The following is a 26,982-nucleotide window of genomic DNA, read 5'->3' as shown; positions in this document are numbered from 1 at the left end:
GCTGAGGGGACGGGTCACGTGCGGGCACAGTCGAAGTGCGGTCAGGGCAAGGACTTCATCGGCGCCGGAGACCACACCGTGGACCCGCTGGTCGAGGAGCGCGACACCCCCTGAGTCGAGGTCGCCGCCGCGAGCACGCCCGCCGCCGGCGGGGCTCAGGCGCCGCTCGTCGACGACGGTGAGCAGCAGCCCGATCGAAGTCGCCACCTCGGGCACGTGCTCGTCCGTATCGTTGGCCCTGGAAGGCGGTTGACGGGGCATCGGGTGTACCGTCGCGGGAAGCGAGTGCGCTCCGCGTGACATGCCCGTGGACGTCCGGGCGTGTCCGGATCGATCAGGAATCGAGAAGCGCGGGGCACGGAGCCGCCTCTAGCCTGCTCACCATGGACATCACCATTCACACGACTACTCTTCCGCACGACGACCCGGACGCGTCGCTCGCCTTCTACCGCGACGTCCTCGGCTTCGAGGTCCGCAGCGATGTCGGGCAGGGCAGGATGCGCTGGATCACGGTCGGCCCGGCCGGTCAGCCGGGCACGTCGATCCTTCTGGCGCCGCCTGCCGCCGATCCCGGCATCACCGAGGACGAGCGCCGCACGATCGCCGAGATGATGGCCAAGGGCACCTACGGCTGGATCCTGCTGGCCACCCCGGACCTCAACGCCACGTTCGAAAAGGTGCAGGCCGGTGCTACTGAGGTCGTCCAGGAGCCGACCGAGCAGCCGTACGGCGTCCGCGACTGCGCGTTCCGCGATCCCGCGGGCAACCTGGTCCGCATTCAGGAGCTGCGCTGAGCTAGGCGGGCCGCCATCACGACCACCCATGAGGAGCGCGGCGGCGCACAAAGCGGTAGTGCCTGCCCTGCTGCCGGTCGCCGCCCCGGCGGCGTCCGGGTCCTCGTTGAGCCGGTCATGAGCCCGGACTCCGTCCCGCTGCTGTCCGGCAGTTGCCCGAGCGGCGGCTGGTCGAGTCCGGCGGCCCGGTCCACACCACCGAGCGTCTGGGGTGCCCGCTGAGGCGCGCACCCCAGACGCTCGAAGACGTCGATGGAAATGGAAGACGAAAGACAGGGGAGGGTTCTCATGTGCAAGCCTGAATGGCGGCGTGCACGCGTCCAGGCGCAGCGCCTGGCTGATCTCGCGCGGCTGCGCCGCGTCCGCGACCGGATCGACAGGGAATACGCGCAGCCGCTGAACGTGGAGGCGCTCGCCCACGATGTGAACATGTCCGCCGGGCACCTGAGTCGGCAGTTCCGGGCCGCCTACGGTGAGTCGCCGTACGCGTACCTGATGACGCGTCGCATCGAGCGGGCGACGGCGCTGCTGCGGCGGGGCGACCTCAGCGTCACCGAGGTCTGCTTCGCGGTCGGCTGCGCGTCGCTGGGAACGTTCACCACCCGCTTCACCGAGCTCGTCGGCATGCCGCCCGGGGCCCTCCGGCGCCAGGCGGCGGATGCGGCGGCCGACCATGCCGATGCTGCGGGTACGGCCCGCGATGCGGGGTCGGCGATCCAGGTGGAGGGGATGCCGGCGTGCGTGGCGAAGCACGTCTCAAGACCGGTCAGGAATCGAGAAGCCCCGGCCACCGCACAGCCCCTAGCGTGATGGTCATGGCAACCACCACTTCCACCGCAGCCAACACGTCCGTCGCGTCCGTCACCCTTGAGGTGGCCGACCCCGAGTCCGCCCGCCGCTTCTACAGCGCCTTCGGCGTGGACGCGTATATACGCCTGCGGGCGTCCGAGGCGCACTCCACCGGATTCCGCGGCTTCACCCTGGCGCTCACGGTGTCCCGCCCGGCCACCGTCGACGGCTTCGTCGGCGCCGCCGTGGACGCCGGCGCCACGGTCCTGAAGCCCGCCGCGAAGTCGCTGTGGGGGTACAGCGGCGTCGTCCAGGCCCCGGACGGGACGATCTGGAAGATCGCGACGTCGGCGAAGAAGGACACCGGCCCCGCCACCCGCGAGATCGACGAGGTCGTCCTGCTGATCGGCGTCGAGGACGTGAAGGCCACCAAGCAGTTCTACGTCGATCGGGGCCTGACTGTGGCCAAGAGCTTCGGCGGCAAGTACGCCGAGTTCGCCCCCGGTCAGTCCAGCCGCGTCACACTGGCGCTGTACAAGCGCCGCGCCCTGGCCAAGGACCTCGGCGTCCCCGTCGACGGCACCGGCTCGCACCGCATCGTCCTCGGCAGCACCGCCGACACCTTCACCGACCCGGACGGGTTCGCCTGGGAGGCTGCCGCGTCGCTCACCCCCACGCTGTCCTGACTTCCGTCCCTGTCATACCGATCGACGTCCATCGACAGTGCAAGGAGTAAGGCATGAAAGCGCACGTCAGCTCGATTCTGCTCGGTGTCCGGGACATGGACCGGGCCAAGCGGTTCTACACCGAGGGGCTCGGCTGGAAGATCAAGAACGACTACGGCATCTCGGTGTTCTTCGAGTCGGACGGCGCCTCGCCGGTCGGCTTCTACGGTCGCGAGGGTCTGGCCGACCAGGTGGGCACGGATCCGGAAGGCAGCGGCTTCAGCGGGCTGGTTCTGACCTACGTCGTCCGCAGTGAGGCACGGGTCGAGGAGATCATGACAGAGGCCCGGAAGGCCGGTGCCACGATCCTCAAGCCCGCCGGTGCCCTGCCGTGGGGCGGGTACGGCGGCACCTTCGCCGACCCGGATGGCTATGTCTGGAGCCTCGGCTACAGCGCCCCGGGAGCCGACCAGCCCTACGCCGAGTAGCCGCGCTCTCTTGCCTCGCAGCCGTCCGGGACACGGCGATGGTCCCGGTGTGGGAAGTGGGGGCAGCATCGGAGCCGGGCGGGCCGGATCTGCGGTGAGCCGGCAGAACAACGGGAGAAGAATCATGAAGTTTTGGGCCCACGTCGAGCCGCCCGAGCCCATGCGGGGCCTGGAAGTTCCGCCCGAGGTGGTAGCAGCGCTCGGTGGGGGCGCGCGGCCGGCAGTGACGATCACGGTCAACGGGCATTCCTGGAAGAGCCGGGTCGCCATCCTGTGGGGCCGCCGCCTGCTCGGCCTCAGCAACGCCAACCGGCAGGCCGCCGGTGTCGCGATCGGCGAGCAGGTCGAGGTCGACCTGGAGCTCGACACCGAGCCGCGCGTCGTCGTCGAGCCCCCGGATTTCGCCCGAGCCCTGGACGACGACCCGGCCGCCCGCGCCGCGTACGACAACCTTGCCTCTAGCCGCAAGCACGAGCACGTGCGCGCCGTCGAGAGCGCGAAGAGGCCCGAGACGCGCCGACGGCGCATCGAGAAGGCCATCGCCACCCTGCGGGGCTGACCCCCGAAAGCCAAGCGAACGCGCTTCCTGGGTGCCACGACGCTGATGTTCGTGCTCACCGGCGCGGTCACCACCCACATCGTCAACCACGAGCCGGCGGTGGAGAGCTGGGCCGCGCCGACCCACCTTCTCATCATGGGCACTCTCGCGCTGTCCCATTGGCCTGCCGGCTGGCGAGACCTCCTGCGGGCTCCTACCGCGCCGACAGCCCGAGCAGCACGTCCGTCCAACGAAATGACAAGGGCGCAGCACCTTGGAGGGAATCCCTGACCTGCACCGACCCGCGGCGGCCCATCGCCCTGCCGCTGGACCCGGGCGCCGAACAGGACCGTCATGCCCGCCGCCGCGTCCCCGCTGATCAGCTTCAGGCGCGGCTCGGTGCCCCGTCGAGGAGCCGTCCCTCAGCGTTCAGCATCTCCTCCATGGCAGGCAACGACGCCGGCCGGGCACGGCCCCAGGGCGGAGGTGCCGGGCCACATCCCGCTCCCGGAGCCACGCGGTACGCGCCCCTTGCGGGCACGTACCGCGTCCGGGTGGCGTTTACGGCAGCTTCAGCCAGGGGCTCTTGTTGGCCATGGTGGCTGTCTTGGAACTGGTCCAGAAGATGGTCGTGTAGGTCGCGTAGGCCCTGCCGGGCGTCGCATTGTCGCCCTTGAAGTCCGGGGCGGTGAAGCGCTTGTTCCGGATGGCACCCGAGGGGCAGTCGTAGATCTTCTGCGACATGACCTTCGAGCCTCCCGTCCGCAACACCTGGATCATGATCTTGCAGGCGGGGTGCCCGGCGCGCAGGGTCACGTAGGCATCGGGCCGGCCGATACCCGCCTTCGGGGCACTGATGCAGGAACTCCAGTTGACGTAGGTGGAGCGCTCGTAGCCCTCTGAGTACTCCCAGCAGCCGCCACCACTCGCCGCGTGCGCGGCGGGAGCCAAGATCATTGACGAAGCGACGATTCCGACCGCACCCAGGATGCCTGCGGCGGTCCGCGTGAACTTTGACATGGACAACTCCCCCGTTGTGTCTGTCTGGTTGACGTACATCAAGCCCCGAAAGTATGGGGTCGATCAATAGACTGTCCAGCGGATCGAGCAACGTTCAGAGGTTCATTTGAGGAAGCGGCGCCGTCGACGATTCCGCGCCCTCCCTTCACGTCCATCTCCACCTCCGCCGTGCCCCTGGGCCCTGGGACCGGGGCAACCACAGACGCGGGCGAGGCTTCGCGTGATCATCGTCTTCGACGAGCGGGAATTGGGCCGGTTGGTCGTGGTCGACCGCCACCTGCTGGGGCCGGAGACGCGCTGCCGGCCGGCCCGTGCGGGCCGCGGGACTCAGCTTGTTCTTCAACCTTGGGCTGGGCCCCTGCCGTTTGGCCCGCTCGCCGGCCAGTGGAGTGGCAGAATGAGCCGGATGATCGGACGCCTGTACACCGTTGTCATCGACTGCCCCGACCCGGATGAACTCGCGGGTTTCTACGAGAAGCTGCTGTCGCTCTCCCGGCAGGCCGACACCGGCGATTTCGTCGTGCTCCAGGACGCGGCGGGCACCCCGGTGGTTCTCTTCCAGCGGGTGGACGGCTTTCGCGCGCCGCGGTGGACGGATCCCGCGCGTCCTCAGCAAATGCACATCGACGTGATGGTCACGGACCTCGATACGGCTGAGGCGCAGGTGCTCGCCCTCGGCGCGACGCTGCTGGATGGTTCGGACAAGCCGATCGGCTACCGCGTCTACGAGGACCCCGTCGACCATCCCTTCTGCCTGATCACCCCCGAAGGAGCCTGACCCTGCCCCGGAGGGTGCGGCGTCGAAAATGACTCGAACTGGGTCGCTGACCTGTGCATTCTCCGGACGCTGAGGCGGCGTTCGTCTGATCATGTGCTCCGACCAAGGTGCACCGATCAGAACGAAGGCCGTGAGGGTGAGTCTGCTGCCTGAAGCCGCTCCGGGGGAAGCGTTCGCGGAAGCATCACGTTTCCGGGACGAGTTGTACGCGCCCTACACCCAGCTCCGGCTCGCTCACCGGCGACCTGCGGTACCCCTGGGAGAGGCCGGCCGCACCGCACCGGCTCACACCCGCCCGGGTCCGGCGGACGGTTCGGAACCTGCGCCAGCACATGTCCTGCCCCGCGAGAGCACCGAAACCCCACCGGCCCGGACCCGGACGACCACCCGGCACCCCGAACAGACACCGGGCACCCCGTTACGACGTGGGCAAAACCGTCCACCGGGGAAAGCGCCTTACCGCCCTACAACGGTTGAAAGGTTAAAGAACAAGCTCAGATCATGTTCTTGTAGATGTTCCAGCCGGTGCCGAACTTCACCCGGGCGGTGAAGGTCGCGGTGCCGGCGTTGCCCGTTGAGGTGTACAGGTACATGTCGCCGTTCGGGAGGCGGGCGAGCACATCGCCCTTGCTGTCGCCGTCGATGTCACCCGGCACGACCAGCCTGTCGTACACGTTCCAGCCGGTGGCGACCTGTTCCCGGGCGGCGAACGGCGCGGTGGACGTCCCCGTGCCCTTGTAGAGGAACAGCCGGCCGGAGGTGTCCCGGGCGAGCACGTCGGGCCGCCCGTCGCCGGAGTAGTCGCCGGCACCGACGAGCGCGTCGTAGGCGTTCCAGCCGGTGCCGACCTTGATGCGCGCGCCGAGCTTGGTGTACACGGCGCCGTCGCCGGGGTGCAGCCACAGAACACCGGCGGAGTCGCGGCTGAGCAGGTCGCCCTTGCCGTCGCCGGTGAGGTCACCGGGGCCGACCATGAGCGTGTAGTTCCACGTCGTGCTGACCTTCTGACCGCGGATGTACAGGTCGCTGCCGATGTTCTGCACGTAACTGGCGTGGTTGTGGCTGTTGAGCCCGGTGGCGTAGGTGGTGCGGGAGCCGGGCGTCTCGGTGCCGGCCGCGATCGGCGGCGACAGGTAGTCACCGTTGGCCAGGGCGTAGTACTTGGCCAGGGTGTTGTCGGCCTGGGTCATGAGGTTCTGCGCCTTGCCGTAGAGCTGCGTGGTGCCGGCGCCGACGATGAACTTGTTGCGCTCATAGCCGCTGCCGAAGTATGCGGGCGCGGCGAACTTGCCTCCACCGAGCGACTTGTAGAAGTACTGCAAGCCGTCGCGGTTGCGGGCGAGCAGGTCGCTCAGGCCGTCGCCGTCGACATCGTCCGGCCCGCTGATCACGTTGTACGTGTTCCAGCCCGTGCCGACCTTGACGCGGGGCTTGAGCGGGGCGGTGGCGCTGCCGGAGCCCTTGTGGAACCACAGCTCGCCGGTCAGGGTGCGGGTGAGGACGTCTCCGAGGCCGTCGCCGTCGACGTCGCTGGCGCCGACGATCTGGTCGTAGATCCCCCAGCCGGAGCCGACCTTGGCCCGCGCGTTGAAGGGTTTGCTGACGGTTCCGGTGCCGGTGTACAGCCACAGGTCGCCGACGTGGTCGCGGGCGAGCAGGTCGGGGCGGTGGTCTCCGGTGATGTCGCCGGTGGCCATGAGGCGGTTGTACTTCTGCCAGCCGCCGCCGGACCACAGGGGCGCCGACGTGGCCCTCAGGCCGGCCTCGTAGAGCGTGAGCACGCCGTCGAAGGAGAGGGAGAGCAGCTCGGGCCTGGTCGTGCCGCCGACATCGCCCACCGGCAGCAGGTCCTTGAACGAGGCCTCGGGGTCGGTCTTGTAGATCGCATAGTCGCTCCAGGCCGTGATCGACGACAGGTAGACGCCCGTGCTCTGGTCGTACTCCATGACGATCATGTCGCTGAGGCCGTCGCCGTCGACGTCGTGCCGCGGCTTGGCGGCGGCCACCCGCGCCGGCTCCGTGGCGCGGCCGGGCAGGACGACGCCCGGGTACTGGCGGTCGCTGCGCGGTGCGGCGACGTACGCCGACTCCGGTTCCGGGCCGGCCGCGGGCCAGGTGGTGGCGGAGCCGGGTATGCGGTGCTGCTCGGCTGCGCTGCTCGGGGCGGTGACCAGCGCGCCGGCGGCCAGCGCCAGTACGCCGGCGGCCAGAGCACGTAGTCGTCCGCGGTGCGATGAAGTCAAGATCCCCCCTGAGGATCGAGCCGGGCCGCCCGGACACGTCTTGCTGTGTGCTCGGAGACACGCATCCATGCGTGAACGGTTCCCCCTTTCCGCCCGTGCGGCGCATGCCGTGCCACTGACGACGGATGGAGTCGCTGCACATCGACTCCCTTTTCCAGGTGCCCCGTTGGTGTGCGGAGGCGATCGGTTCGCGCTGGTCGGGAGGGCGGTCACGTAGGAGATGATGCATACCTGCCTGGACGGCAGGCCGGAGGGCCACTGCCGGCACAGACACCGATGCCGATGAAGCGGAATGCCGAGCACCCGTTCGAGCGCCGGTCGCGCGGCCGGACGGCGGCAGCGGCCCACCGGTGGGGTCCACGAACGCGCAAGTCTGCAATCCGTCGCCCGGGTCCCACGCAGGGGGTTCCGCCCGTACAGTTCTTGGACACTACACATGATGCGCGGGCAGCTGCCGCGCCCGGACGAGGGGCTCTCCACCGCTGTGGCAACGATCAACGACGTGGCACGAGCCGCCGGGGTGTCGGCCGCAACCGTCTCCCGGGTCTTCAACGGCGGACGGGTCACCGCCGAGCTCGCCGAACGCGTCCTGCGGTCCGCGGCCGAACTGCGCTTCGCCCCGAACAGGGTGGCCCGGGCCCTGCGGATGCAGCGGTCCAGCGTGATCACCCTGATCGTTCCGGACATCCGGAACCCCTACTTCACCGCACTGGCGCGTGGTGTCGAGGACGCCGCCCAGCAGAAGAACCACTCGGTCGTCCTCTGCAACAGCGACGAGGACCTCGACAAGGAGCGACGCTACCTCGACACGGCCCTGGCCGAGCAGACGGCCGGCGTGATCATCGCAGCCGCCTCTCGCAGCCACACCGACCTGTCCCGGTTCACCGGGATGCCCGTGGTGGCGGTCGACCGGCGGCCACTGGGGTCAGCGGTCGACGCCGTCATGATCGACAACCAGCACGGTGGTGAGCAGGCCACCGCACACCTGCTACGCAGCGGCTACCGCCGTATAGCGTGCATCACCGGCCCGGAAGGCACCTCCGCCGCGGAGGAACGTCTCACCGGATACCGCGTGGCCATGGGTGAGCACCTGCGAGAACTGGGCGTGGATCAGGCGCAGTTGCGGGCGCTCATCCGGTACGCCGATGTCGGGCCGGGGGGCGGCCGGGACGCGATGTGCGACCTGCTGGCGATGGAGGAGCCGCCGGATGCGGTGTTCGTGACGAACGACCTCATGGCGGTCGGCGTCCTCGAGGCGCTGCGGGCCGCGGACAGGGAGCCGCCGCGGACCGGAGTGCTGTCCTTCGGCGACCTGCCCTGGGCGTCTCTGGTCGGATCGTCACTGTCCACGGTCGAGCCGCCGTCGTACGACCTGGGCCGGACGGCCGTCGACCTGTTGCTGGAACGAATCGCCGGGAAGGACCGGCCCCAGCAGACGGTGGTGCTGCAGACGACCCTCCAGGTCCGTTCGAGTTCGACCGGACCGTCCCCCTGTCCGTGACCCCGTCTCCGCCCGGCACGTCGGCGCAGGGCGCTCCGGCGTGCTCCCGCCCGCCCGGGAAGTGCGCTGCGGAGAACGGCGGTGGGAGCGCCGACGAGGGTTCGCCGACGCCCACCACAGTGTGTCCGTTCGAATCCTGTTCCCCTAGAAGGTGGTTTCGCCGGGCAGGCCGAAGTAGTCGTGCCACTTCTGACCACCACCGAACGACGAGCCGTTCGACAGCCCCACATACACGTCAGCGGAAGCGGTGTGGGTGAACGTCACGATGTCGTCCTTGCCATCACCGTTGTAGTCACCCACATACGGGTACTCGCCGGAGAGGGCGAAGAAATCGTTGGCCTTGCCCCCGCCCGTGAAGTTCGAACCGTCGGAGAACGCCACGTACACATCGGCGTTGCTGCCCTGGGTGAACGTGATGATGTCGTCCCTGCCATCACCGTTCACGTCCCCCACCCGAGGCTGTTCGGTCCCCGGAGCGAAGAAGTCGTGCACCTTCCTCGACGGAGCGAACGACGAGCCCGTCGACAAGGCCACGTACACATCGGCGTTGCTGCCCTGGGTGAACGTGATGATGTCGTCCCTTCCGTCTCCGTTCACATCACCGACCGCGGGGAACTCCCCCGTCGGAGCGAAGAAGTCGTGCCACTTCTGTCCGCCGCCGAACGACGAGCCGTTCGACAGGCCCACGTAGACGTCCGCCGTCGCATTGTGGGTGAAGGTGACGATGTCGTCCTTCCCGTCACCGTTGAAGTCCCCTGTCGCCGGCACCTCACCATTCAGTGCGAAGAAGTCATTCCACTTCTGGCCCCCGCCGAACGAGGAGCCGTTGGACAACCCCACATACACATCGTTGTTCGGGCCGTGGGTGAAGGTGACGACGTCGTCCTTCCTGTCACCGTTGAAATCCCCGCTCAGCGGCGTCTCGCCGGTCAGCCCGAAGTAGTCGTTCCACTTGACCGACGTGCCGGAGAAGGCCGAACCCATCGCCGTCGCCACATACACATCCGCCAACGACCCGTGGGTGAACGTCACCACATCGTCCTTGCCGTCACCGTTGAAGTCCGCGGGCGAACCGCCGAGCATCAGTCGGCTGCCGCCGTTGACCAGCTGCATGTAGTAGTTCCAGTTCCAGTTGCGGCCCGGGTCCGTGTGATCATTGCCCGGCACCTCGCTGTGGCCGACGATGTTCGCCCGGGTCTTGGGGATCCCGTAGCGATTCGCCAGGTGGCGGGTGAGATCCGCGGATGACCGGTACATGGCATCGGTGAACCACGAGGGGTTGTCGACGTAGCCCTCGTGTTCGATACCCACGGCATACGCGTTGGCGGACCGTGCGTGGTACGCGGTGTCGCCGTCGTGGACCATCTGGGTCACCTGGCCGTCGGAGGAGCGGACCACGTAGTGGGCGCTCACCCCTGCGGACGGGTTCTGGAACCAGCTGACGGTGCCGGCGTACGACCCCTGGGTGACGTGCACGACCACCTTGGTGATGGCGGACGACCGACCCTTGGAGTGGTTCGCCGAATGGGCGGAAACCCAGTGCGCGGGAGGGTAGTCGGCGCTGAGGGCGACCGCTTCCCGGTGAGTGGTGGCGTCGCCGGTGGAGTCGTCATGGGAGTCGTCGAGGGAGGGGACGTCGGCGTAACTGCCCCGCTCCGGGGTCACCGGCCCTGGACGCCCTGGGCCAGGATCTCGTACACCGTGTCGGCGTAGAGCTTGGCCGTCCGGTCATCCTCGGCACCGCTGTACCGGGCGATGACCGGGTACCACTTGTCGATGTCCCGGCGGTCCTCGGAGCTGAGCCTCAGCTCGTCGGCGTAGTGACGCAGGACGGCAGCCCCGCCATGGATGTTGGCCGTGGTGTCGGTGCGCAGTGCACGGGCCGGTTCGCCGGTGAGTTCGGCGGCGAGTTCCAGGGTGGTGCGCTCCGGATTGCTGACCAGGTGCATCACACCGTAGCCACCCGCGTGGCTGGGCTCGCCGTCGTGGTCGTCAAGGTGGGTCTCCGCGTACGCGACGGCCGTGAGCAGCTCCCGGGGGACCTGATAGGCGGAAGTCGCATGGGCGAATGCCCGGTTGAGCGTGCCGTTGCCCAGCAGCGCGGGATCAGCCGGCGCGGCGCCGGCAGGCAAACCCGTGAGAGCGAGCGAGGTGACGAGGGCGCCGCTGAAGACAGCGAGGCACATCCCTCTCCATCGCGTTCCGATGCTGGACATCTCTTCTCCTGATCTGGTGAACGGACCGTGTGAGCAAGGAGGGCGCGAGGGCGGAGCGGCCCGGATCCGGGCATGGCGTCGCGGCAGCCGGCGGCTGCCGGAAACGAGGACGGGCTGACGGTGTTGCGGCCCCGCGGAACCGGGCGGGGTGACGTCCGCCGCGGCGCCCCGCGAAAGGCTGTAATCGATTTCAAGCGCAACGTACACAGCGGTCATGAACGCGTCAACGTTCTGTGCAAGTCTGGCTCTACGAGCTCTAGTTGGGGCGCCTCCAGGACGCCCCAAGGGCTGACGGGAGTCTCGCCGGAGGCAAGGCTCCCTCGGGCGAGCGTCATGGACGTCGACGGCGCTGATGCGTTACCGGTGCCGACTGTGGCAGCCGCTTGTGAAATCGATTTCGCGTCGGAAGCCTGCGCGGCGGTCCGCAGGATCAGCGCGCTTTTGAGGTTGGAGCTGGTGTTCAGCAGAAGGCAGCCCGCGTCCCGCTCTCCGCGGACGCGGACGCGGAATTGGTGCAGCGCACGGGGGATTCCGCGGTGCGCGCGGACGGGACCAGGGTGGCGGGCGTCTCGGCCGCGGCCTGCAGGTCGGTGGCCGCGGTGGCTACTGGGGCAACGGCGTGGTCGACGCGCAGCCTGGCCGCGTGCGCGTGCGCGTCGGCAAGGATTCGTCCGACGTTAGCGGCCCTCTACGGCGTGGGCGGGACTCGTCCCGACGACGGCCGGATGGCCGCGCGCCCCCCGCCGCGCCCGCGCCCGCGCCCGCAGCGTGAACCGAGGGCCGCGTCACCCGGCCACGGGCGCGGCACCCTTGCGTTTTCGCCACGAGCGCGCCGCAATCGGCCAGCGGGCTCCGAACGAGGGGCCGGACCGGCGGCATGGCGGACCGTACGGCAGCGAAACGGGGTGACGCCTGCCGACGGGGACGGGCCCGGTCAGGGGTGGGGGTGTGCGCCGAGTGGTGGAGTATCGGCTTGCTGGGGTGCGGGCACTGGTTGAGGATCAGATTACGGGATGTGCCGCTTATATAGCGTGATGCCGTGATTCGCGGCGTGTCGTCCTCTGCCTGTCTTGCTCGACCTCATGAGGAGTGGCCATGGAAGACAGCCCGCTTAGCCGTCGACGGCTGTTGTGGGGTGTTGCCGGCGCGGCGAGTACGGCTCTGGCCGCTGTGGAGCTGACCCGACTGATGGGGTCCGAGGCGAAGGTGAAGGTTGCACTGCCGAGCCCTGTGCGCAAGGCCCCCGTCGCCGCAGCCGGGCCGCCTGCGACCCGGCGTCGGGACGCCCTGGTGGACTACGCCACCGCCGTCTGGGTCGAGGCCTCCGACTCCAACTACACGTCCTCCGACCGTCCCGAGGACTATCCCATCGAATACGTCGTCATTCATCTGACGACGGACCGCTTGCCGATCATGCTCTCCAAGTTCAAGGACCCCGCCGAGAGGGTGTCCGCGCACTACGTGGTCAGCGCAACCGGCACGCGGATCGCTCAGTGCGTGCGCGAGCGCGACGTTGCCTGGCACTCCGGCAGTGTCTGGCACAACTACCGGAGCATCGGTATCGAGCACGAAGGCTGGATCGACCAGCCCGTTTACACCGACGGGATGTACGAGGCATCCGCCGTGCTCACGGCCACGATCTGCGCGAAGTACGACGTACCGGTCGACCGGGACCACATCCTGGGCCACGTCGAAATCCCGCTGTCCACCCACGAGGACCCCGGGCCCGTGTGGAACTGGGACAAGTACATGAAGCTCGTCGAGACCGCCCACCGGCGCATCAGGACCTGACACCGCGTCGCCCCATCACTCGGGCTTGCCGTCGCCGTAGAGCCACGAGTCCCAGATCGAGTCGAGGTCCCGGCCGGCCTTGGCTTCCACGTACGCGGTGAAGTCGTCCGTGGAGGCGTGGCCGTGGCGGTGGCGCAGGGTCCAGCCCCGCACCAGGGTACGGAAGGCCTTGTCGCCTACGGTCTGGCGGATCCTGTGGATCACCATCGCGCCGCGCACGTACACCGGCTGGCCGGAGATGTCCGAGGCACTCGGCGGCTCGGCGGGCGGGAAGTCCCACTCGTCGTCGTCCGCGGCCTTGGCGTGGTTGCGGTCGAAGTGCTCCTGGGCACTGGCCCCGCCGTGATCCTCGGTCCACAGCCACTCCGCATAGGTCGCGAAGCCCTCGTTGAGCCACATGTCCCGCCAGGTCCGCGGGGTGACGGAGTTGCCGAACCACTGGTGGGCCAGTTCGTGCACCACGTTGGTGGTGTGGAAGATGTCGGCCGGAATGGTCGGCCTCGTCTGGGTCTCCAGGGCGTAGGGCACATCGGCCGCCTGATCGACGATCACCCCGGCGGCGGAGAAGGGGTAGGGACCGAACCTTCCCTCGGCCCATTCCATGATCTCGGGGAACCGGCCGAGGACCTCTCCGTCCTCGTCCACGCTCGCGGTCGTGTCCATCGCCGACACGACCGGGACGCCCGATCGGGTCCGGGAGGTCCTGATGTCGTAGCTGCCGATGGCCACGGTCGCCACGTAGCTGGCCATGGGCTCGGCCTGGTGCCAGTGGAAGGTGGCACGGTCGCCGCTGGTGCGCCGGGCGCGCAGCCGCCCGTTGGAGATCGCCTGCACCCCCTTGGGGACCGTGACGATGATGTCGTACGAGGCCTTGTCCGAGGGGTGATGGTTGCCCGGGAACCAGGACATCGAGCCCGTCGGCTCACCGAAGGCGACCGCTCCGTTCTCCGTCTTCAACCAGCCTTCGCGCCACCCGTTGTCATGGGTGATCGACTCCGGCGTACCCGCGTAGCGCACGACGCTGCGGAAGGCGGCGCCCTTCCTGAGGTGAACGCGCGGCTGCAGGGTCAGCTCCTGCCCGTCCTGGCGAACCCGCGCCGTACGGCCGTCGACGGTGGCGCTCAGCACCTCCATGCCGAGGAGGTCGAGATTGAAGGCGCTGAGGTCCGCAGTGGCCTTCGCGGTGATCTCCGCAGTGCCTTCGAGGCGGCCGCTGCCGGGGTCGTAGGCCAGGGTCAGGGCGTAATGGGTGACGTCGTAGCCGACGTTGCCGAGACCCGGGAAGTACGGGTCACCGGCGCCTGAGGCAGCGGCGTGCCCGCCCCGGAACTCCGTGCGAGGTGCCGCCGTCCGAGCAGCGTCCACGCCGTTACGAGCACCCGCCCTCGCGTCTGCGCCCGTACGGACCCCCGCCCCACCGCCGCCGCGGCCGTCGGACTCCGAGCAGGCGGGAAGTGCGGCGAGCAGGCCCGCGACCGCGAAGGCGGCCAGACGTCCGGAAGTCTTCACACAGCCGATCATGAGCCAGCCCCCGGGCGCCCCGGCCCCGCCACGCCGTGCCCATGCCCCTTCCGGCGGGGCGCCCCGGGACGTGGCCGGGGTGCCGGGAAGAAGCGACCAGGCGCAGCTCGCCGCACTGGGCGATACACAAGCGCATCGGTGCGGTCCTCGGTTCGTCCGCCCTGTTCGTCGGCGTGGCGCTGACCGCCGGGGCCGGAACCGCCATCGCCGACGAGACGGGTGACCTCGCGCCCGACAGCGGCCTCTCCGTGTCCAGGACCGGGGCCTGACTCCTGAGGGCCCACGAGCCCCCAAGAGGACAGCCCGCCCTGCCGAACTCGGCAGGATCATCGCTGCGGTCGACGCGAGGGGCGACGAAACAGTCGTAGTTGCGTGCCGCGTAGCCGACCCGCTCAGGTGGCGCAGCTGGCGAGGTCGGCGACGGAGAGACAGGCTGGGTTCTCGTCGTCGGCGGGTTCCGCACTGATGGTGCGGAAGACGTCCGGCGGGACGGTGAAGATGGCGACCCGGTGGCGCGGCATGACCACTCGGCCCACTTCCCGCTGCAGCACCGCGACGCGGCCGTCCGCCCGGTCCTCCGGGCGGTAGAGACCGATGGGGACGCGTGCGCCGGCGGGGTATCCGTAGACCGCGAGCTGGTGGTTCCGTTCCCAGCCCTCTACGGCGGCCGCTCCCCGGGGCAGGCGCAGCGGGACCTCGCTCTCGGCGCGAACGTCTCCCGAGCGCGCTGCCACGGTGAACCGCCCCGACCGGGCGATGTCTGTCAGGGCCGGCTCGGACGGGAGGAAGTGCCAGAAGCCGCTCTCGAGCAGGCCGTCGCCGACGTCCTCGACCTCCATCGGACGCCCGTTGAACAGGTCGTCCATCGCCGACGGCGCGGCGGTCAGCTCTGCCACGGGTTGTACGGTCGTGGTGTAGGTGCGCCCTCCGGCCTTGATCGTGACCGTGATGGGGCCGCCGGGCGGGAAGCCGTGGAGGCACAGGCGCGACTCCTCGCCCAGGCCCGCCGCCACCGCGTTGCTCGCTCCCGTGGCGTCCTCGCCCGCGGTCACCCAGACTCGGGGGTGGTCGTCCGGACGGCCTCGGGTGAGCTGGTGAAGGTCGTTGCCGCAGCTGACCGGGCCTGCGCCCTCCATGTCCATGTCGAACTGCTGGGCCAGCAGGATGTCCCGGGCTTCCGGCCTGGGGGTTGCCGACGGTGCGGCCCGGCTGGTGGGGGCTGCGGTGGGCGTCTGGTGGAGCATCGTGCAGCCGGTGCTGAGGAGCGCGGTGAGGACCCACAGCATGGGCGGCCGCCACCGGGTCGGACGTCGTGTGACCACTCGTCACCTCTCCTTGTCGGTCTCATCGGCTTTTCCGTCCGCACCGCTCCTCGGCGCGCCGCAGTTCCGTGGCGAAGGTCTGTTCGTCCCGGCGGACGCGCGCGCTGTCCGCCCTGCCCGCGCGTTCCGCCGCGGCCAGCTGGGTCAGGGCGTCCTGCTGCGCCGTACGCCCGGTCGTGAGGTCACAGCGCTCAAAGCTTCAGGAGGCCAGCAGACCGTGCCAGACGGCGCGTCGTACCGGGTCCTGGCCGTGTGCGATGGCGTCCCGGATGCGGTCGAGGGCGGCTGTCAGGTCACCGCGGCCGGCCGCGTTGACGGCGGCGATGGACTCCGCGAAGGCACGCAGGTCCGCGCCGCCGGTGAGGTCCGGGGCAGTACGGACGGTCGCCACGGCGCGCTCCACCATGCCGTCGTCCTTCACCAGTCGGGCCGTGATGCGGCACTGCTCGACCTGGGCCAGATTTGCGTTGGCTTTGATCCGTCCGAGTTCGGTCATGCCGGGATCCGCGGCAAGGACGCGCAGGGCCTTCGAGACCTGGGCCAGGTCCGTGGCGCGCACAGTGCCCGGCTTGCAGCTGTGTGTGGGGCCGAGGGCGCGTCGGTAGGCGTTGCCCTGAAGGCTGAGGGCGGCGCGGCGGCCGGCCGGCGAGTCCCGGCCGATGGCGAGGTAGTCGCTGCGGGCATCCTCCAGCAGCCCCTCGCGGCCGGGGCCGCTCTCGTCGTACGCCTGGTCCTCAAGGACGTGGCCGTGGAAGAGCCGTACCAGATCGGGTGGCACGAAACCGCTGGCACCAGCGTACTGCTCCGCGTCGAGCAGGCCGGTGAGGATCCGGCCGGCCTCCGCGGGGCTGCCGTTGCGCCAGGTGTCGAGCGCGTCGACGAACTGCGTGAGGGCGCCGATCCGGCGGGTCAGCTCCCCTGTCAGCTGGGCGCGGGCGCGAGCCGACTCCCAGCCGCGGGCGACGAGGACCGGCTCGCCGAGGAACCATCCGGTGAGTTCGGGTGAATCGGGGATCTGGTCGGCCCGGACGTAGACGGCGGGCCGCAGCATGGTCTGGCCCGCCCGGTCTTCGCTGACGAGGCCGCCGACGACGATCTCGGCATTGGTTTCGTCGGCGAACCTGGCGGTCTTCCGCTCCAGTGCGCCGCGGCGGGTGTCGGCGAGCTGGGCGAGCGGCAGCGACGCCTCGCCCGCGTAGCTGCGGACGGCGGTCGCGGCGGGGATGCGTGCCGCCATGTCGTTGGCGAACGTCGCAGCCACGTCGTCGAGGACCCTTTTGTCCTGCCGTCCGTTCTCGGCCGCGAAGCCGGCCACGGCCACGTCCCGGGCGCCACTCATCCGGGTGAGCGGGGGCGGCGGGGGACGGAAGACGAGGAGCACCGCGACGCTGCCGAGGAAAAGCACCGCGGCGGCCGACCACACCAGGATCCGGGAGCGGCGGGGGCGCTGTCCGAGCCACTCCCCCGCCACGGCGCGCACTGCAAGCACGTACCCGGCCAACGCGGCCAGCACAGCGAGGACGAGCGGCACGGGGGACAGGGCGGAGCCGAGCTTCTCCACGACGAGCAGCGCGCACGGCACGCAGGCGGCGAACAGGCCGAGCAAAGACCACAGCCAGAGGGATACGCGGCGGCCACCGTCCGGGGCGTCGTCCGGGCGGTGGTCGGGCGCGCTGTCCGGTCCGTGGTCCGGCATACGCCTCCTCACCCTGTCGGGCTGGTCGGCGCGGTCTCACGCCGACCAGCACGTTAGGGGGTGCGGGGCCGGTTAGGTGGTCGACGCCGCCCCGGGGTGCTGGGATTGCGTGCCGAATTCCCCGGATCAGAGGCAGGGCGGGCGGGGAGTGGCGGTCGGGAAATGCGGCCAGGTCGTAGAAGACGATCTTCTCGAAGCTCCGGTCGTCCTTGAGCGCGGCCGCACCGGCCTCCGTGCCGAACGCGGCGTCGGCGGCAGCCCATGGCCTCATCGACCGCTCTTGGTCTTCCTTCTCCCGCGTCGCGCCCCGCGCCCCGCCTGCGGAATCCGGCGGCGAGGGGGCGAGGTGGCCGGTGGCAGGTGGAGGGCTCCGCGCCGCAAGGGCAACTGGAGGCCCTGCAAGGCAGGGGGAAAGGGAGACGGAAGCCCCGGGTACGGGCACGTTCCCCAAGGTCGAGGGCCTCAAGCCTCGTTCCCGCTGGGCAGGGGCCTGGGCGAGCGTGGCCCCAGGATGTTCAGGCTCAGGAGCCGGTGCCCCGCGCTCGCGGGCGGCAGGGCAGATCGAGCAGGCGTCGACCTGGGGCTGCCGGAGGGCTCGAGTCCTGCTCCCGGGTGGGGGGCGGGGTCGAAGGACCGGACGCCCGCTCCTGCGCGGCGAGGAGGACGCCGAACACCGACGGGTCAGGGCCCGGGTCGCGCACACCTTCGCCGGCATGAAGAACTGGAAGATCCTCCGTGACTGCCGCCAGAAAGGCGACGGCCTCCACCACGCAGTCCAGGCCGTCGCCACCATGCACACCTCGCCCCGGCCCGGTGAAACACCAGGCCGGAGACTCCTCCGAACCTGCCCACACCAACCTTCTGGAACACCCTTTAGGTCGAACTGCTTCCGGGCCGCGGCGCCCCGGCGAGGCGTCAGCGGGTGGCGGGTCCGCTCGTCACGGTCGCCCAGCTGCCGTCGTTCACCCTGTACACCGTCAGCCGGCGGTTGACCGTGTCGCCGTTACCGTCGAAGGCGACGCGGCCCGTGACGCCGTCGAAGGCCACGCGCGCCACGGCCTGCGGCAGTTTCGCCCGGGCGTTGCTGGGCAGGGTGCCGCCGTTGGCCGCCACGACGGCCTTCACCGCCTCGATGAGGGTCCAGGTCGCGTCGTACGCGTAAGGGCCGTACCAGCCGGCCGCCTCCGGGTACCCCGCCTTCCCGTACCGGGCGAGGAAGTCCTGCCCTGCGGCCGACTCCTCGGCGGGTACGCCGATGTTGGTCGCGAGGTCGCCCTCGGCCTTCGGGTTCGTCGTGAGGTACTGCTGGTCGAAGATGCCGTCGCCGCCCATCAGGGGGACGTTCACCCCCGCCTGCTTGAGCTGCTGGGAGAGCGGCGCTGCGGTGTCGTAGTAGCCGCCGAAGTAGATGGCGTCGGCGCCCGAGGACCGCGCCCTCTCGGCGAGGCCGGCGAAGGCACGTTCCGCGGGATCGACCCGCTCGGTACCGACGATCGTCCCGCCGAGCTTCGTGAACTCGGCCGTGAAACCGCGGGTGAGGGCGGTGCCGTGGGCGCTCGCGTCGTCGATCACGTAGAGCTTGGTCTTCTTCGCCTCGCCGTGCAGGTACCGGGCGGCAAACGGCCCCTGGTCGACGTCCGTCGCGGTGGTGCGGAAGTAGGTGGAGTACGGACGGGACTTGCTGCCGGCGGCCCAGTCGGGGCCCAGCGTCAGCACGGGGTCGGTGTTGCCCGGTGACACGTTGACCAGCTCCGCCCGCGCGAGAGGAGCCACCAGGGTCCGGGCGACACCGGAGTTGAGGGGTCCGACGACCCCCAGCACCTTCTCGTCGGACACGAACCGGGCGGCGTTGGACTCGCCCGTGGCGGGGTCGGCCTCGTCGTCCAGGGCCTTGATCTCGAAGTTCACACCGGGGACGTGCCGGGTTTCATTGGCAGTCCTGGCCGCCAGGTCGGCGGAGTTCCTGATACCGACGCCCATCGAGGACAGTCCGCCGCTGAGCGGTGCGTCCACCCCGATCACCACCGTGACGGAGGAAGCCTCCGAGCCGCTGCCGGGCGTCCTGCCGCCGCGGGGGGCGTCATCGCCGTGGGTGAGGGTCCAGGTCAGGACGGAGCCCGTGGTGAGCGTGGCCAGCGCCGCGCCCAGGATCGCGGAGCGCCGGGTGAAGCCCCGGCGCCGGGCGGACGTCCGTTGGCCGTGCTCCGTCTCGGCCGCCGCCCCGAGCGTGACCGGGTCCTCGGCCGGGGGTACGGCCCCGGTCGCGCCGGTCGGCCGGTCCGGCACGGGGCGCGGCTGTGTGCCGGCGGCGGACCCGGAGTCCACGATGGTGGCGGTCCGCGGTGACGGCGTCGTCGGTGGCGCCTGTTCCGGCCCCGCCGGAGCGGAAAGGTGCTCCGCCGCCGCGTCCGGTGCCGGGGCCGGGGCCGGTGCCGGGGCCGGTGCCGGTGCGGAGGTCGCCCTCGGATCGGGCGTGGGCGCGGATTCGGGCGCGGGCTCCTGCCCCGGCCCGTGCCCGGCAGGTACGTCGGCCCGGGGCGGGAAGGACCGCAGCACCGACGCCAGCATCTCGGCCGCTTCCGCGGCGCCCACGCGCTGCGCCGGGTCCTTGGTGAGGAGCGCGTCCAGCACGGGCGCCAGCGGGCCGGCGTGAACCGGCTGCCGGTGCGGGCGGGTGAACACGGCCACGGCGAGGGCGTGGAGCCCCTCCGCCTCGAACGGCGGGTGCCCCTCGACGGCGTGGTAGAGGGTGGCGCCGAGCGCCCACAGGTCGTTGGCGGGGGTCGGGCGCTTGCCTTCCAGCTGCTCCGGCGGCATGTAGTGCGGCGTACCGATGACGATCCCGCTGTGGCTCAGCTTGGTCGTGGCGTCCGCGAGGTGGGCGATGCCGAAGTCGGTGAGGACGACGCGGTCCTTGGTCAGGAGCACGTTGTCCGGCTTGATGTCGCGGTGGACGATCCGCGCCCGGTGCGCCTCGGCCAGCGCGCCGAGCATGGCGGCGCCGATCTCGGCCACCCGCTGCACGGGCAGCCGGCCCTCGCTCCGGATGGCGGCGGCCAGGGACTGGCCTCGGATCAACTCCATGACGATCACGGGAGCGCCGCGGTGCTCCACGACGTCATGGATGGTGATGATCCCGGGATGGCTGAGAGTGACCGCTGCGCGAGCCTCACCGGTGAACCGCCTGAGCAGCGCGGCGCGGTCGCCGTCCTCCATCCCCGGCGGGAAGAGGATCTCCTTGACGGCGACGTCGCGTCCGAAGAGCTGCTGGTCGATGCCCCGCCAGACCCGGCCCATACCGCCCTGGCCGATGCGTTCGACCAGCTGGTACCGGCCGGCGATGAGTTCGGGATTCTGCTCGGTCACGCGCACACTCTAGGTCCTGCTGAGCCGATCAGATGACGGAATGATGGCTTGATCACGCTCACGTGACGAGGGCACGGTGTTCCCGGTGGGGTGCCTCGATGTCCCTCGTCAAGGACGTGGTGCCGGGTATGAGGCTGTTTGGGTCGGTCTTGCGGCGAGGGTGACGGTGGAAAGCCGGTGCCGTCGCCGACGGTGATCAGCGGGACGGTAGCGGTCCTGGCTCCGACTCCCGGCATAGGGGCTGGACGTTTGGTCCTCGATCGAGATCCTCGCGCAGTACGCCGCGCCACCCAGGGCGGCCGGATCGAGGTGCGCTCCCCCTGCGGCAGTTACTCGGCGACGTCGGGCAGGTCTACCGGGAAATGGGTCGTCGCCTGGGTGGGAGTCGGTCCCCTGCTGTGCATCGGTACCGGGGAGGCGAGCCCGTCGTCGAACGCCACTGGCTGGCCGCTGAGAGCGTGTTCCTGGTCCCCGCCCGAGAGATCTCGCCCACTGGCTCATCTGAGGTGTGCCCTCTGGCGTTCAGGACTCGGCTGGAGCGGAACCGTTGGTGTTCAGCAGGGTGAGGCCGAGATGGGTCAGCGCGTGAAGGGCGGCCTTCCGTTCCCGGGTGAGGGTGGTCAGCCCGGCGCTGCGCAGGGTGGTGGCGTGCTCGCTGGCGCTGGCCGGTGATATGCCCGCCCGCTGCGCGAGCTGCGTAGTAGTGCACGCGGGATGGTCGGCTATCACGCACAGCACGATTGCCCTGGTACGGCCGAGGAGCGCGGATAGAGCCGGCGGCACCGGGGCATCGACCTGGCGCGTATCAGTGGGGGAAGCCCATAGGGCAGCCGCGTGGACCGGGTTGTTCAGAGCCGGATACACCATGACGACCGTGTTGGCCTGGGGGCTGGCGAACAGCTGGGGAACCGGCCCGCAGAAGACCGACGGAGCCAGAAGGAACGGACGGCCCGTCACGTGGAAGTCGGCCTCCGGGTGGACCAGGGGCCGATAGCCCGGGATCTCCAGCACGGGGGGCCGCCACACGGCCATCGGGCGCAGGCTGTCCAGCAGTGCCCCCACCCCGACCTGCACCATGAGCCGCCCGCGCCGTGCCACCTCCCCCTCCAGGTACTGGTCGATACGCCCCCAGTACGGGTCAACTGCCACGCGGTGGCAGCCCTGTAGTGCGATGGCCATCCTTCGCCTCGCCTGCGGGTCGGCATCCATCGCTTGAGCCAGCCACGGTGCCCGCCGCATACTCGTGCGCGGAAGCACGGAGAATTCCGTGCGCAGCCGCTGGTCCGAGGCACTGATCAGCCGCTCTAACCCCTCGCCCATAGAGCCCGCCGCGCCCACGAGAGTGAACAGATCGACCAGCCCCCCGGCAGCTGAGCTGAGAAACCGCGCCGTTTCCCTCCCATCGGGGCCGATCTGCGGACCGGTACGCGCACGCCACCCGTGGAACAGCGCCGCACGGTCCCGTCGCTGCACAGTCCGCAGGCTCAGCTGCGTCTCGGCCAATGGCCCCAACACCGTGACCTGTACCTGCGCCAGGTCCTCGACAGTGAAGTGAACCCGTAGCACGGCATCCCCCTCCCCCTCGGTTGATCCTTCCCATCGCTCTCGTTTCGGGACAGGCCGAAACGAGTCGAATCCGCCCCGCGCTGGGCGCAGGGTGTACCTGATCGGTCACGCGGGCGCCCGTCGCGATGTAAGGAGGGTGAGGGACAAAGGCGGCCGGCGACGACAGCAGCCGCTGCTGAGGCGTGTGACTCCGGCCCAGTGTCAAGCACAGCGTGCTCGACGAGGCCCGATCCCTGCCGCGGAAAGCGGCGAAACCCAGCGGGTGCCTACGGCAGGCGCCGGTGAACCCGCACATCTGTGCGCGAATGGTCAGCATTCCCAGTGGAGGGTCGTATGCGGAAGAGGATCTTACGAGCTCTGGCGGGCGTCGCGCCCGCGGCGGCGTTGGTCACGGCCATGACGGCAGCGCCGGCCCACGCCGGCGGGAGCGGCGCCACCGGTGGCGGGAACTTCACCGCCTGCACCTCCCTCGCCTGTGCCAGCCTGGCCTACTACTACGAGCCCTCGGACGCCCTGCCGGGCTACTACAACGCCTACATGAGCCACATCATCCTCACGGACGTGACGCACGGCGACGGTATCTGGCCGCAACTGCAGATCAAATACAAGAACGACAACAGCAGCAAGTGGCGCACCGTCCATGTGCACGGCAACGACAACGGTGAAGCGGTCCTGCAGGACAACGAAAGTCTCTTCATGGTGAAGGACGTGTACTTCCTCGTCTGCAGCCAGCAGAGCGGACCCTGCAAGCAGTTGTCCAAGGTCGGTGGCTAACCCGACCCGTCGTCAGGCGGGGCCTGCCGGTTTCCCGACGGACTCAGAACGGGTCTCTGGTTGCGAAGCCGACGGTGGTGAGCCCCGCCCCAGGCGCGGTGGTGCAGAGACCGGGTCGGCGTCGTAGCCCGGGACTTGTCCGCTGCGGTCAGTTGACGGTGACGGTGTAGGTGATGCGCTCGGGCGCCTGGGAGGGGGTGGTCGCCCCCGTGGTCGGGGTGGCGGAGGACCCAGCCGTCTCGGGGGGCTGGGTGGAGGTGTTGCCCTGGCAGGTGGTGAAAGTGCAGTGCAGCAGCGTGAACCGGGTGGTCCCCTTGCCCTTGGCCTCGAAGGTGAAGGTGAGCCGGCCGCCGGCACCGGCCACCGCTTCGTCGCCGGAGTCCGACGCGTAGACCTGGCCGCGGCTGACCAGTACGGAGCTGTCGGGTTCGGGGTCGACCAGGTACCAGTACTCGCGGGTGGAGGCGTTCTGGGCGACGGTGAGCGTGAAGCGCTCGCCCGGCTCGGCAGTGATGCTGGTGTCCTTCACCGCGCGGCTCGTGGAGCCCTCGCCCGCTTCGTCGGTGCCGGAGCCGCAGCCCGTGGCGAGAGCGAGGACCACGGCCGCTGCGATCGCCGCACCGCCCCTGCTAGCGCGGAAGACGTACGGTGTACGCGTTGGGGAGATCACTGTTGCAAGCCTTGCCCATGTAGCCGTTGATGAAGTCGTTCTCGCTGACCCGGGTGGTCGAGCCCCAGGGGTTGCACACCTGAAGCATGTCACCCTCCTGGGCGACGACGGTCATCGCGTGGGCGTCTCCTCGCCCGAGACGCCGACGGGTGCCGGGTGTCCGGGCGCCACCGGCTTCTCGACCTCGGTAAGGACCGCGCTGCGTTCGGCGGCGCTGCGGCCCACGCGATCGGCCGCACCTCGGGATCGTGGGCGGTCACGCATTTCGGCTCTGCCGGGGATCTTGTGATGTCGCAGGACCCGGAGTGTGGGATCACGACCCCTTGAACCGGCCGGGCAGGTCCTTCCGTGCCGTGGGGCCCTCTTACCTTGGTGCCATGGGAGAGGCGAACGCGAGGGGCTGTTCGAGTTGACGCACGAGGACGTCCACGCCGGTGAGCACGGTGCCCGCGCGCGGTGCCTGCCCGAGCCGTGGATGTGCGCCGTCTTCCATCTCGACGGCAGCCTGAGGGACATTCGGGTTCTCGGGGCGACCCGCGTCGAGTGGATCGCGGTCCTCGAACGCCTGCGTGTCGTAGCCGACGAGACAGAGGTGGAGCACCCCTACCCCCACCTCGATCCCGTGCGTCCGGACTTCGCCGACCTCTTCCGCGTCTGGACAGACGAGCCGGAGGGCGGGGGGACGAGTTCCGCCTTCCGGGCCCGTTTCGGCGCCGTGTGGTTCTTCGCGCTGCCCTGCGACGAGGAGGAGATCGAGTTCTCCGTCTGGCCCGAGGACGTCCTTGACGGGGCGGGGGTGGCCGCCGTGCTGCGGTTCCTGGTCGAAATCGCGACAGCCAGTCAACGACGGGCCCTGCTCACCGGCGAGGTCGTCCGGTATGACCCGGGGATGCCGACGCTGATCTCCCACGACCCTGCTACCGGCCTCACTTCCCACATCTGAAGGGTGTTGTGCACGTTCGCGTCATTCGGCTCTGCCGGGAATCGTGCGATGCCGCACGGTCAGGGGGGCGAGGATGTCGTCCGGCGGCCTTGGCCAGGAGTTCGTCGAGGCTGCCGGCGCGGGCGAAGCGGCGGACGGCAGTCGGCGAGGCGGGCGCCGGTCTCGAGTGCGCGACCATCGCTACGGGACGCGGGACGCCGCGTCCCAGGACTCCGCGAAGGTCCCGTACGTCGTCTCAGGCATCGGCAGTGGTTGCGTCCCGCTCCGGGAGCAGTTCGGGCATCCCCTCCACCAGTACGACGACAGCGACCACCTCACCGGCGTGGGAGCGGCCGACCCACACGGGGTAGGTGCCGTCCCCGGTCGTGGCGAAGGCCATGAGTTCGCCGCCGGAGGCCTCGTCCCAGGTGCGCTGCATGAACATGGAACCGTCGTCGATGTCCTCGTACCCGTCCAGGTCCGGCTCTCCCTGGATCAGCCCCCGCTCGAAGAGCGCGACGAGCGGCTCCCAGGCCCCGGCGTCGGCGAAGCAGCCGGTGGCGCCGTCGGTGTCGAAGCCGGCTATCTGCTCCTCGATGAACAGCCGGGGATCGTCGTCCGGACCCAGGGCCATCTCCCAGGTCGCGGCGGGGGTCTCGCTGACGAGGAGGCGGACGGCCGTGGGGGCCGTGGTCGTGACCTCGGTGTCCCGCCACTCGCAGTGGTAGCTGTGGCGGACCCGCGCCTCGTCGAGGACGTACTCCCCGGGCGGGACGGGGACCGTGATGCGCGGCCCCCCGCCTTCGCCTGCGTCCGGGCCGGAGACGGCCAGCAGCCCGCTGGGCACGCGCAGGGTGGCGACCCGGCGCGGCTCCACGACGGTCATCTCGGGGTGGTACCCGTCGGTCACGCGCACCCCGGGCCGGAACAGCTCGTTGATCGGCCCGGGCTGTGCGGGGCGCGGCGGACGCCAGCAGGTGGCGGGGGCATCTCCGTCACCGGGCTCGTCCACCTCCACCAGCTCAGCCGCCTCGAAGGTCGGCGGCTCGACGAGCCGGTGCACCTGGGCCGAGAGCAGCGGCCACTCCCCGAAGGCCGGGCGGTCCATCCAGCGCTCGTCGTCGCGGAGGGCGGGAGAGGTGACGTAGGTACCCCCGCCCTTCCCCTGGAGCTCCTCCGTCCGTCGGCCCCTCCCGTCCGGGAAGAGGTCCACGGTGATGCGCGGGCACCCCTCGTCGAACTCCGGCATCTCCGGGCCGGTGTAGTGCCAGCCGACGGTGTACCGGCGCAGCAGTCGCGACGGTTCGTCCAGCAGCCGCATGTCGAGGTCGTAGGTGCGGCGGCCCTGGGCGTCGTAGACCCACAGCCCGACGTAGTGGTCCCGCCAGGAGACGAGCCGGACCTCCAGCGGAGCCTCCCGGCCCGGCTCCCGGTACACCACCACGTACGGAAGCCCGGTGGCATCCCGCTCCCGGGCCTCCCCGGCGGATATCGGCTGCCAGGGCGCACGGGCCTCCGCATCCCACGCCTGCGCGTACCCCAACTCGACGACCATTGCCGCTCCCTGCTCCTGCGCCCTGCCGTGACGGTGTGCTGAGCTGCAAGGTAGCCGCCGGCTGTGACAACGGCTCCAGGGGGACGGGCGGCGGGCCGGCTCCGCCCCCGCCGCGCTCGGCCAGCAGCAGGTGGCGAACGTGGTCGAGTCGTTCAGCGCGTCGGGCCGGTCGCCCGCCCGGCGAATGCGTGCCGGAGGGGGCATCGCGTGGACGGCGAACAAGCGGGCGCCGCGTTGCTCACGGCAGGGGTGAACGCGCGTGAGCGCGGCCGACCGGGGAGGAAGCCGGGGCCGCGCTCACGTGTCACACGGGGAACCGGCAAGGCTCCCCGGTGCGTGCTGGGGCTGGGTCAGGCGTTGATGCAGGTGTTGCCGAAGGACGGGTTGAGCAGCCCGATGACGTTGACGGTGTTGCCGCAGGCGTTGATGGGAATGTGGACCGGGATCTGGATGGCGTTCCCGGAGGCGACACCCGGCGAGTGGCTGGCCACGCCGTGGGCGCCGGCGTCGGCAGAGGCCATGCCGGCCGCGCCGAGGAGGATGGCTCCGGTAGCGGTGATGACGGCCGTGGTCTTCTTCACTGGGGGGTCTCCTTCAGGATGTGCGTCGAAACGGTGCGCGTAAGCAGGCGTCAACCGTGGGCCGGGCTAGGCAGGCCCACGCCGGGCGCTTGTCCTCTCCAACTCCTCCATCGGGTGCATGGACACGGTGATCGACCCGTTCGGGTGCCTCGCCTACGCCGGGCTGCGCAGGCCGGACCCGTGAGC

23 protein-coding genes and 3 pseudogenes are annotated in these 26,982 nt (G+C 70.2%); 13 read left to right on the top strand and 13 right to left on the bottom strand.

The features are described from left to right. The first annotated feature begins 383 nt into the window (after window positions 1–383). The 5 genes from PV721_RS01190 to PV721_RS01170 all read left to right on the top strand — a co-directional run bounded on the left by PV721_RS01190 (window position 384) and on the right by PV721_RS01170 (window position 3,295). Window positions 384–794, top strand: coding sequence for a VOC family protein (locus PV721_RS01190; RefSeq protein ID WP_319720850.1), 411 nt, complete (start codon window positions 384–386; stop codon window positions 792–794). 288 nt (window positions 795–1,082) lie between these two features. Beyond that, window positions 1,083–1,604 carry a helix-turn-helix transcriptional regulator gene (locus tag PV721_RS01185; protein WP_319720911.1) on the top strand — a complete coding sequence of 174 codons (522 nt, stop codon included), beginning with the start codon at window positions 1,083–1,085 and terminating at the stop codon, window positions 1,602–1,604. Further along, window positions 1,604–2,269 carry a glyoxalase gene (locus tag PV721_RS01180; RefSeq protein WP_319720910.1) on the top strand — a complete coding sequence of 222 codons (666 nt, stop codon included), beginning with the start codon at window positions 1,604–1,606 and terminating at the stop codon, window positions 2,267–2,269. The genes PV721_RS01185 and PV721_RS01180 overlap by 1 nt, the downstream gene beginning before the upstream one ends. Window positions 2,270–2,322: 53 nt before the next feature. Then, window positions 2,323–2,736: a VOC family protein gene (locus tag PV721_RS01175; RefSeq protein ID WP_319720849.1), complete on the top strand. Its 414-nt coding sequence runs from the start codon at window positions 2,323–2,325 to the stop codon at window positions 2,734–2,736. A gap of 124 nt (window positions 2,737–2,860) precedes the next feature. Next, window positions 2,861–3,295, top strand: coding sequence for a YdeI/OmpD-associated family protein (locus tag PV721_RS01170; RefSeq protein ID WP_319720848.1), 435 nt, complete (start codon window positions 2,861–2,863; stop codon window positions 3,293–3,295). Between the two features lie 540 nt (window positions 3,296–3,835). Here PV721_RS01170 and PV721_RS01165 read toward each other — a convergent pair. Continuing rightward, window positions 3,836–4,294, bottom strand: a complete 459-nt coding sequence (locus PV721_RS01165; protein ID WP_319720847.1) for a hypothetical protein — start codon at window positions 4,292–4,294, stop codon at window positions 3,836–3,838. Window positions 4,295–4,514: 220 nt separating this feature from the next. Here PV721_RS01165 and PV721_RS01160 point away from each other — a divergent pair, with 220 nt between their 5' ends. Both PV721_RS01160 and PV721_RS01155 read left to right on the top strand, forming a co-directional pair. After that, on the top strand, window positions 4,515–5,072 hold the full coding sequence (locus PV721_RS01160; RefSeq protein ID WP_319720846.1) for a VOC family protein: 558 nt from the start codon (window positions 4,515–4,517) through the stop codon (window positions 5,070–5,072). Window positions 5,073–5,314: 242 nt separating this feature from the next. Then, window positions 5,315–5,557 (top strand): annotated as a pseudogene (locus PV721_RS01155) (transposase); the annotation flags it as partial. Window positions 5,558–5,566: 9 nt separating this feature from the next. Here the strand turns inward: PV721_RS01155 and PV721_RS01150 are convergent. Continuing rightward, a complete protein-coding gene (locus PV721_RS01150) occupies window positions 5,567–7,315 on the bottom strand; it encodes a VCBS repeat-containing protein (RefSeq protein ID WP_319720845.1) in 1,749 nt (582 codons plus the stop codon). Window positions 7,316–7,751: 436 nt separating this feature from the next. On the opposite strand from PV721_RS01150, the gene PV721_RS01145 reads away from it, so the two are divergent. Next, the gene (locus PV721_RS01145) at window positions 7,752–8,816 is read left to right on the top strand and encodes a LacI family DNA-binding transcriptional regulator (protein WP_319720844.1); all 1,065 of its coding nucleotides are present in this window, start codon (window positions 7,752–7,754) and stop codon (window positions 8,814–8,816) included. A gap of 144 nt (window positions 8,817–8,960) precedes the next feature. Here PV721_RS01145 and PV721_RS01140 read toward each other — a convergent pair whose 3' ends face one another. Both PV721_RS01140 and PV721_RS43830 read right to left on the bottom strand, forming a co-directional pair. Further along, the gene (locus PV721_RS01140) at window positions 8,961–9,800 is read right to left on the bottom strand and encodes a VCBS repeat-containing protein (protein WP_319720909.1); all 840 of its coding nucleotides are present in this window, start codon (window positions 9,798–9,800) and stop codon (window positions 8,961–8,963) included. 105 nt (window positions 9,801–9,905) lie between these two features. Beyond that, a pseudogene (locus tag PV721_RS43830) lies at window positions 9,906–11,002 on the bottom strand (N-acetylmuramoyl-L-alanine amidase); the annotation flags it as partial. A 1,125-nt stretch (window positions 11,003–12,127) separates the two neighbouring features. Between PV721_RS43830 and PV721_RS01125 the strand changes: the two are divergent. Further along, window positions 12,128–12,823 carry a peptidoglycan recognition family protein gene (locus tag PV721_RS01125; protein WP_319720842.1) on the top strand — a complete coding sequence of 232 codons (696 nt, stop codon included), beginning with the start codon at window positions 12,128–12,130 and terminating at the stop codon, window positions 12,821–12,823. Window positions 12,824–12,838: 15 nt separating this feature from the next. Here the strand turns inward: PV721_RS01125 and PV721_RS01120 are convergent, their stop codons facing one another. Next, window positions 12,839–14,188 (bottom strand): M1 family metallopeptidase, encoded by a 1,350-nt coding sequence (locus PV721_RS01120; protein ID WP_416370999.1) that lies wholly within the window; start codon window positions 14,186–14,188, stop codon window positions 12,839–12,841. Window positions 14,189–14,385: 197 nt separating this feature from the next. On the opposite strand from PV721_RS01120, the gene PV721_RS01115 reads away from it, so the two are divergent. Continuing rightward, window positions 14,386–14,613, top strand: a complete 228-nt coding sequence (locus PV721_RS01115) for a hypothetical protein (protein WP_319720840.1) — start codon at window positions 14,386–14,388, stop codon at window positions 14,611–14,613. A gap of 123 nt (window positions 14,614–14,736) precedes the next feature. On the opposite strand, the gene PV721_RS01110 is transcribed toward PV721_RS01115, so the two are convergent. Together PV721_RS01110 and PV721_RS01105 are read right to left on the bottom strand one after the other, a co-directional pair. Then, window positions 14,737–15,666 carry a hypothetical protein gene (locus PV721_RS01110; protein ID WP_319720839.1) on the bottom strand — a complete coding sequence of 310 codons (930 nt, stop codon included), beginning with the start codon at window positions 15,664–15,666 and terminating at the stop codon, window positions 14,737–14,739. A gap of 199 nt (window positions 15,667–15,865) precedes the next feature. Continuing rightward, window positions 15,866–17,362 carry a hypothetical protein gene (locus tag PV721_RS01105; protein WP_319720838.1) on the bottom strand — a complete coding sequence of 499 codons (1,497 nt, stop codon included), beginning with the start codon at window positions 17,360–17,362 and terminating at the stop codon, window positions 15,866–15,868. 626 nt (window positions 17,363–17,988) lie between these two features. On the opposite strand from PV721_RS01105, the pseudogene PV721_RS01100 reads away from it, so the two are divergent. Beyond that, window positions 17,989–18,177: pseudogene (locus PV721_RS01100) on the top strand (IS5/IS1182 family transposase); the annotation flags it as partial. A 100-nt stretch (window positions 18,178–18,277) separates the two neighbouring features. Here the strand turns inward: PV721_RS01100 and PV721_RS01095 are convergent. Then, window positions 18,278–20,728 (bottom strand): bifunctional serine/threonine-protein kinase/ABC transporter substrate-binding protein, encoded by a 2,451-nt coding sequence (locus PV721_RS01095; protein ID WP_319720837.1) that lies wholly within the window; start codon window positions 20,726–20,728, stop codon window positions 18,278–18,280. A 522-nt stretch (window positions 20,729–21,250) separates the two neighbouring features. Continuing rightward, on the bottom strand, window positions 21,251–21,907 hold the full coding sequence (locus PV721_RS01090) for a winged helix-turn-helix domain-containing protein (RefSeq protein WP_319720836.1): 657 nt from the start codon (window positions 21,905–21,907) through the stop codon (window positions 21,251–21,253). A gap of 720 nt (window positions 21,908–22,627) precedes the next feature. Between PV721_RS01090 and PV721_RS01085 the strand changes: the two genes are divergently transcribed. Further along, window positions 22,628–23,068: a hypothetical protein gene (locus PV721_RS01085; RefSeq protein ID WP_319720835.1), complete on the top strand. Its 441-nt coding sequence runs from the start codon at window positions 22,628–22,630 to the stop codon at window positions 23,066–23,068. A 148-nt stretch (window positions 23,069–23,216) separates the two neighbouring features. Here the strand turns inward: PV721_RS01085 and PV721_RS01080 are convergent, their stop codons facing one another. Continuing rightward, on the bottom strand, window positions 23,217–23,669 hold the full coding sequence (locus tag PV721_RS01080) for a protease inhibitor I42 family protein (RefSeq protein ID WP_319720834.1): 453 nt from the start codon (window positions 23,667–23,669) through the stop codon (window positions 23,217–23,219). Between the two features lie 28 nt (window positions 23,670–23,697). Next, window positions 23,698–23,853 (bottom strand): hypothetical protein, encoded by a 156-nt coding sequence (locus PV721_RS01075; RefSeq protein ID WP_319720833.1) that lies wholly within the window; start codon window positions 23,851–23,853, stop codon window positions 23,698–23,700. 294 nt (window positions 23,854–24,147) lie between these two features. Between PV721_RS01075 and PV721_RS01070 the strand changes: the two genes are divergently transcribed. Continuing rightward, the gene (locus PV721_RS01070; protein ID WP_319720832.1) at window positions 24,148–24,681 is read left to right on the top strand and encodes a hypothetical protein; all 534 of its coding nucleotides are present in this window, start codon (window positions 24,148–24,150) and stop codon (window positions 24,679–24,681) included. Window positions 24,682–24,916: 235 nt separating this feature from the next. On the opposite strand, the gene PV721_RS01065 is transcribed toward PV721_RS01070, so the two are convergent. Next, complete coding sequence (locus PV721_RS01065) at window positions 24,917–26,215, bottom strand: DUF4241 domain-containing protein (RefSeq protein WP_319720831.1); 1,299 nt, start codon at window positions 26,213–26,215, stop codon at window positions 24,917–24,919. 350 nt (window positions 26,216–26,565) lie between these two features. After that, on the bottom strand, window positions 26,566–26,736 hold the full coding sequence (locus tag PV721_RS01060) for a chaplin (protein ID WP_319720908.1): 171 nt from the start codon (window positions 26,734–26,736) through the stop codon (window positions 26,566–26,568). Window positions 26,737–26,982 lie beyond the last annotated feature (246 nt).

This window comes from Streptomyces sp. MB09-01 (genome assembly GCF_033794505.1).
Classification (GTDB): domain Bacteria; phylum Actinomycetota; class Actinomycetes; order Streptomycetales; family Streptomycetaceae; genus Streptomyces.
This window is presented reverse-complemented; position numbering and strand designations above follow the sequence as displayed.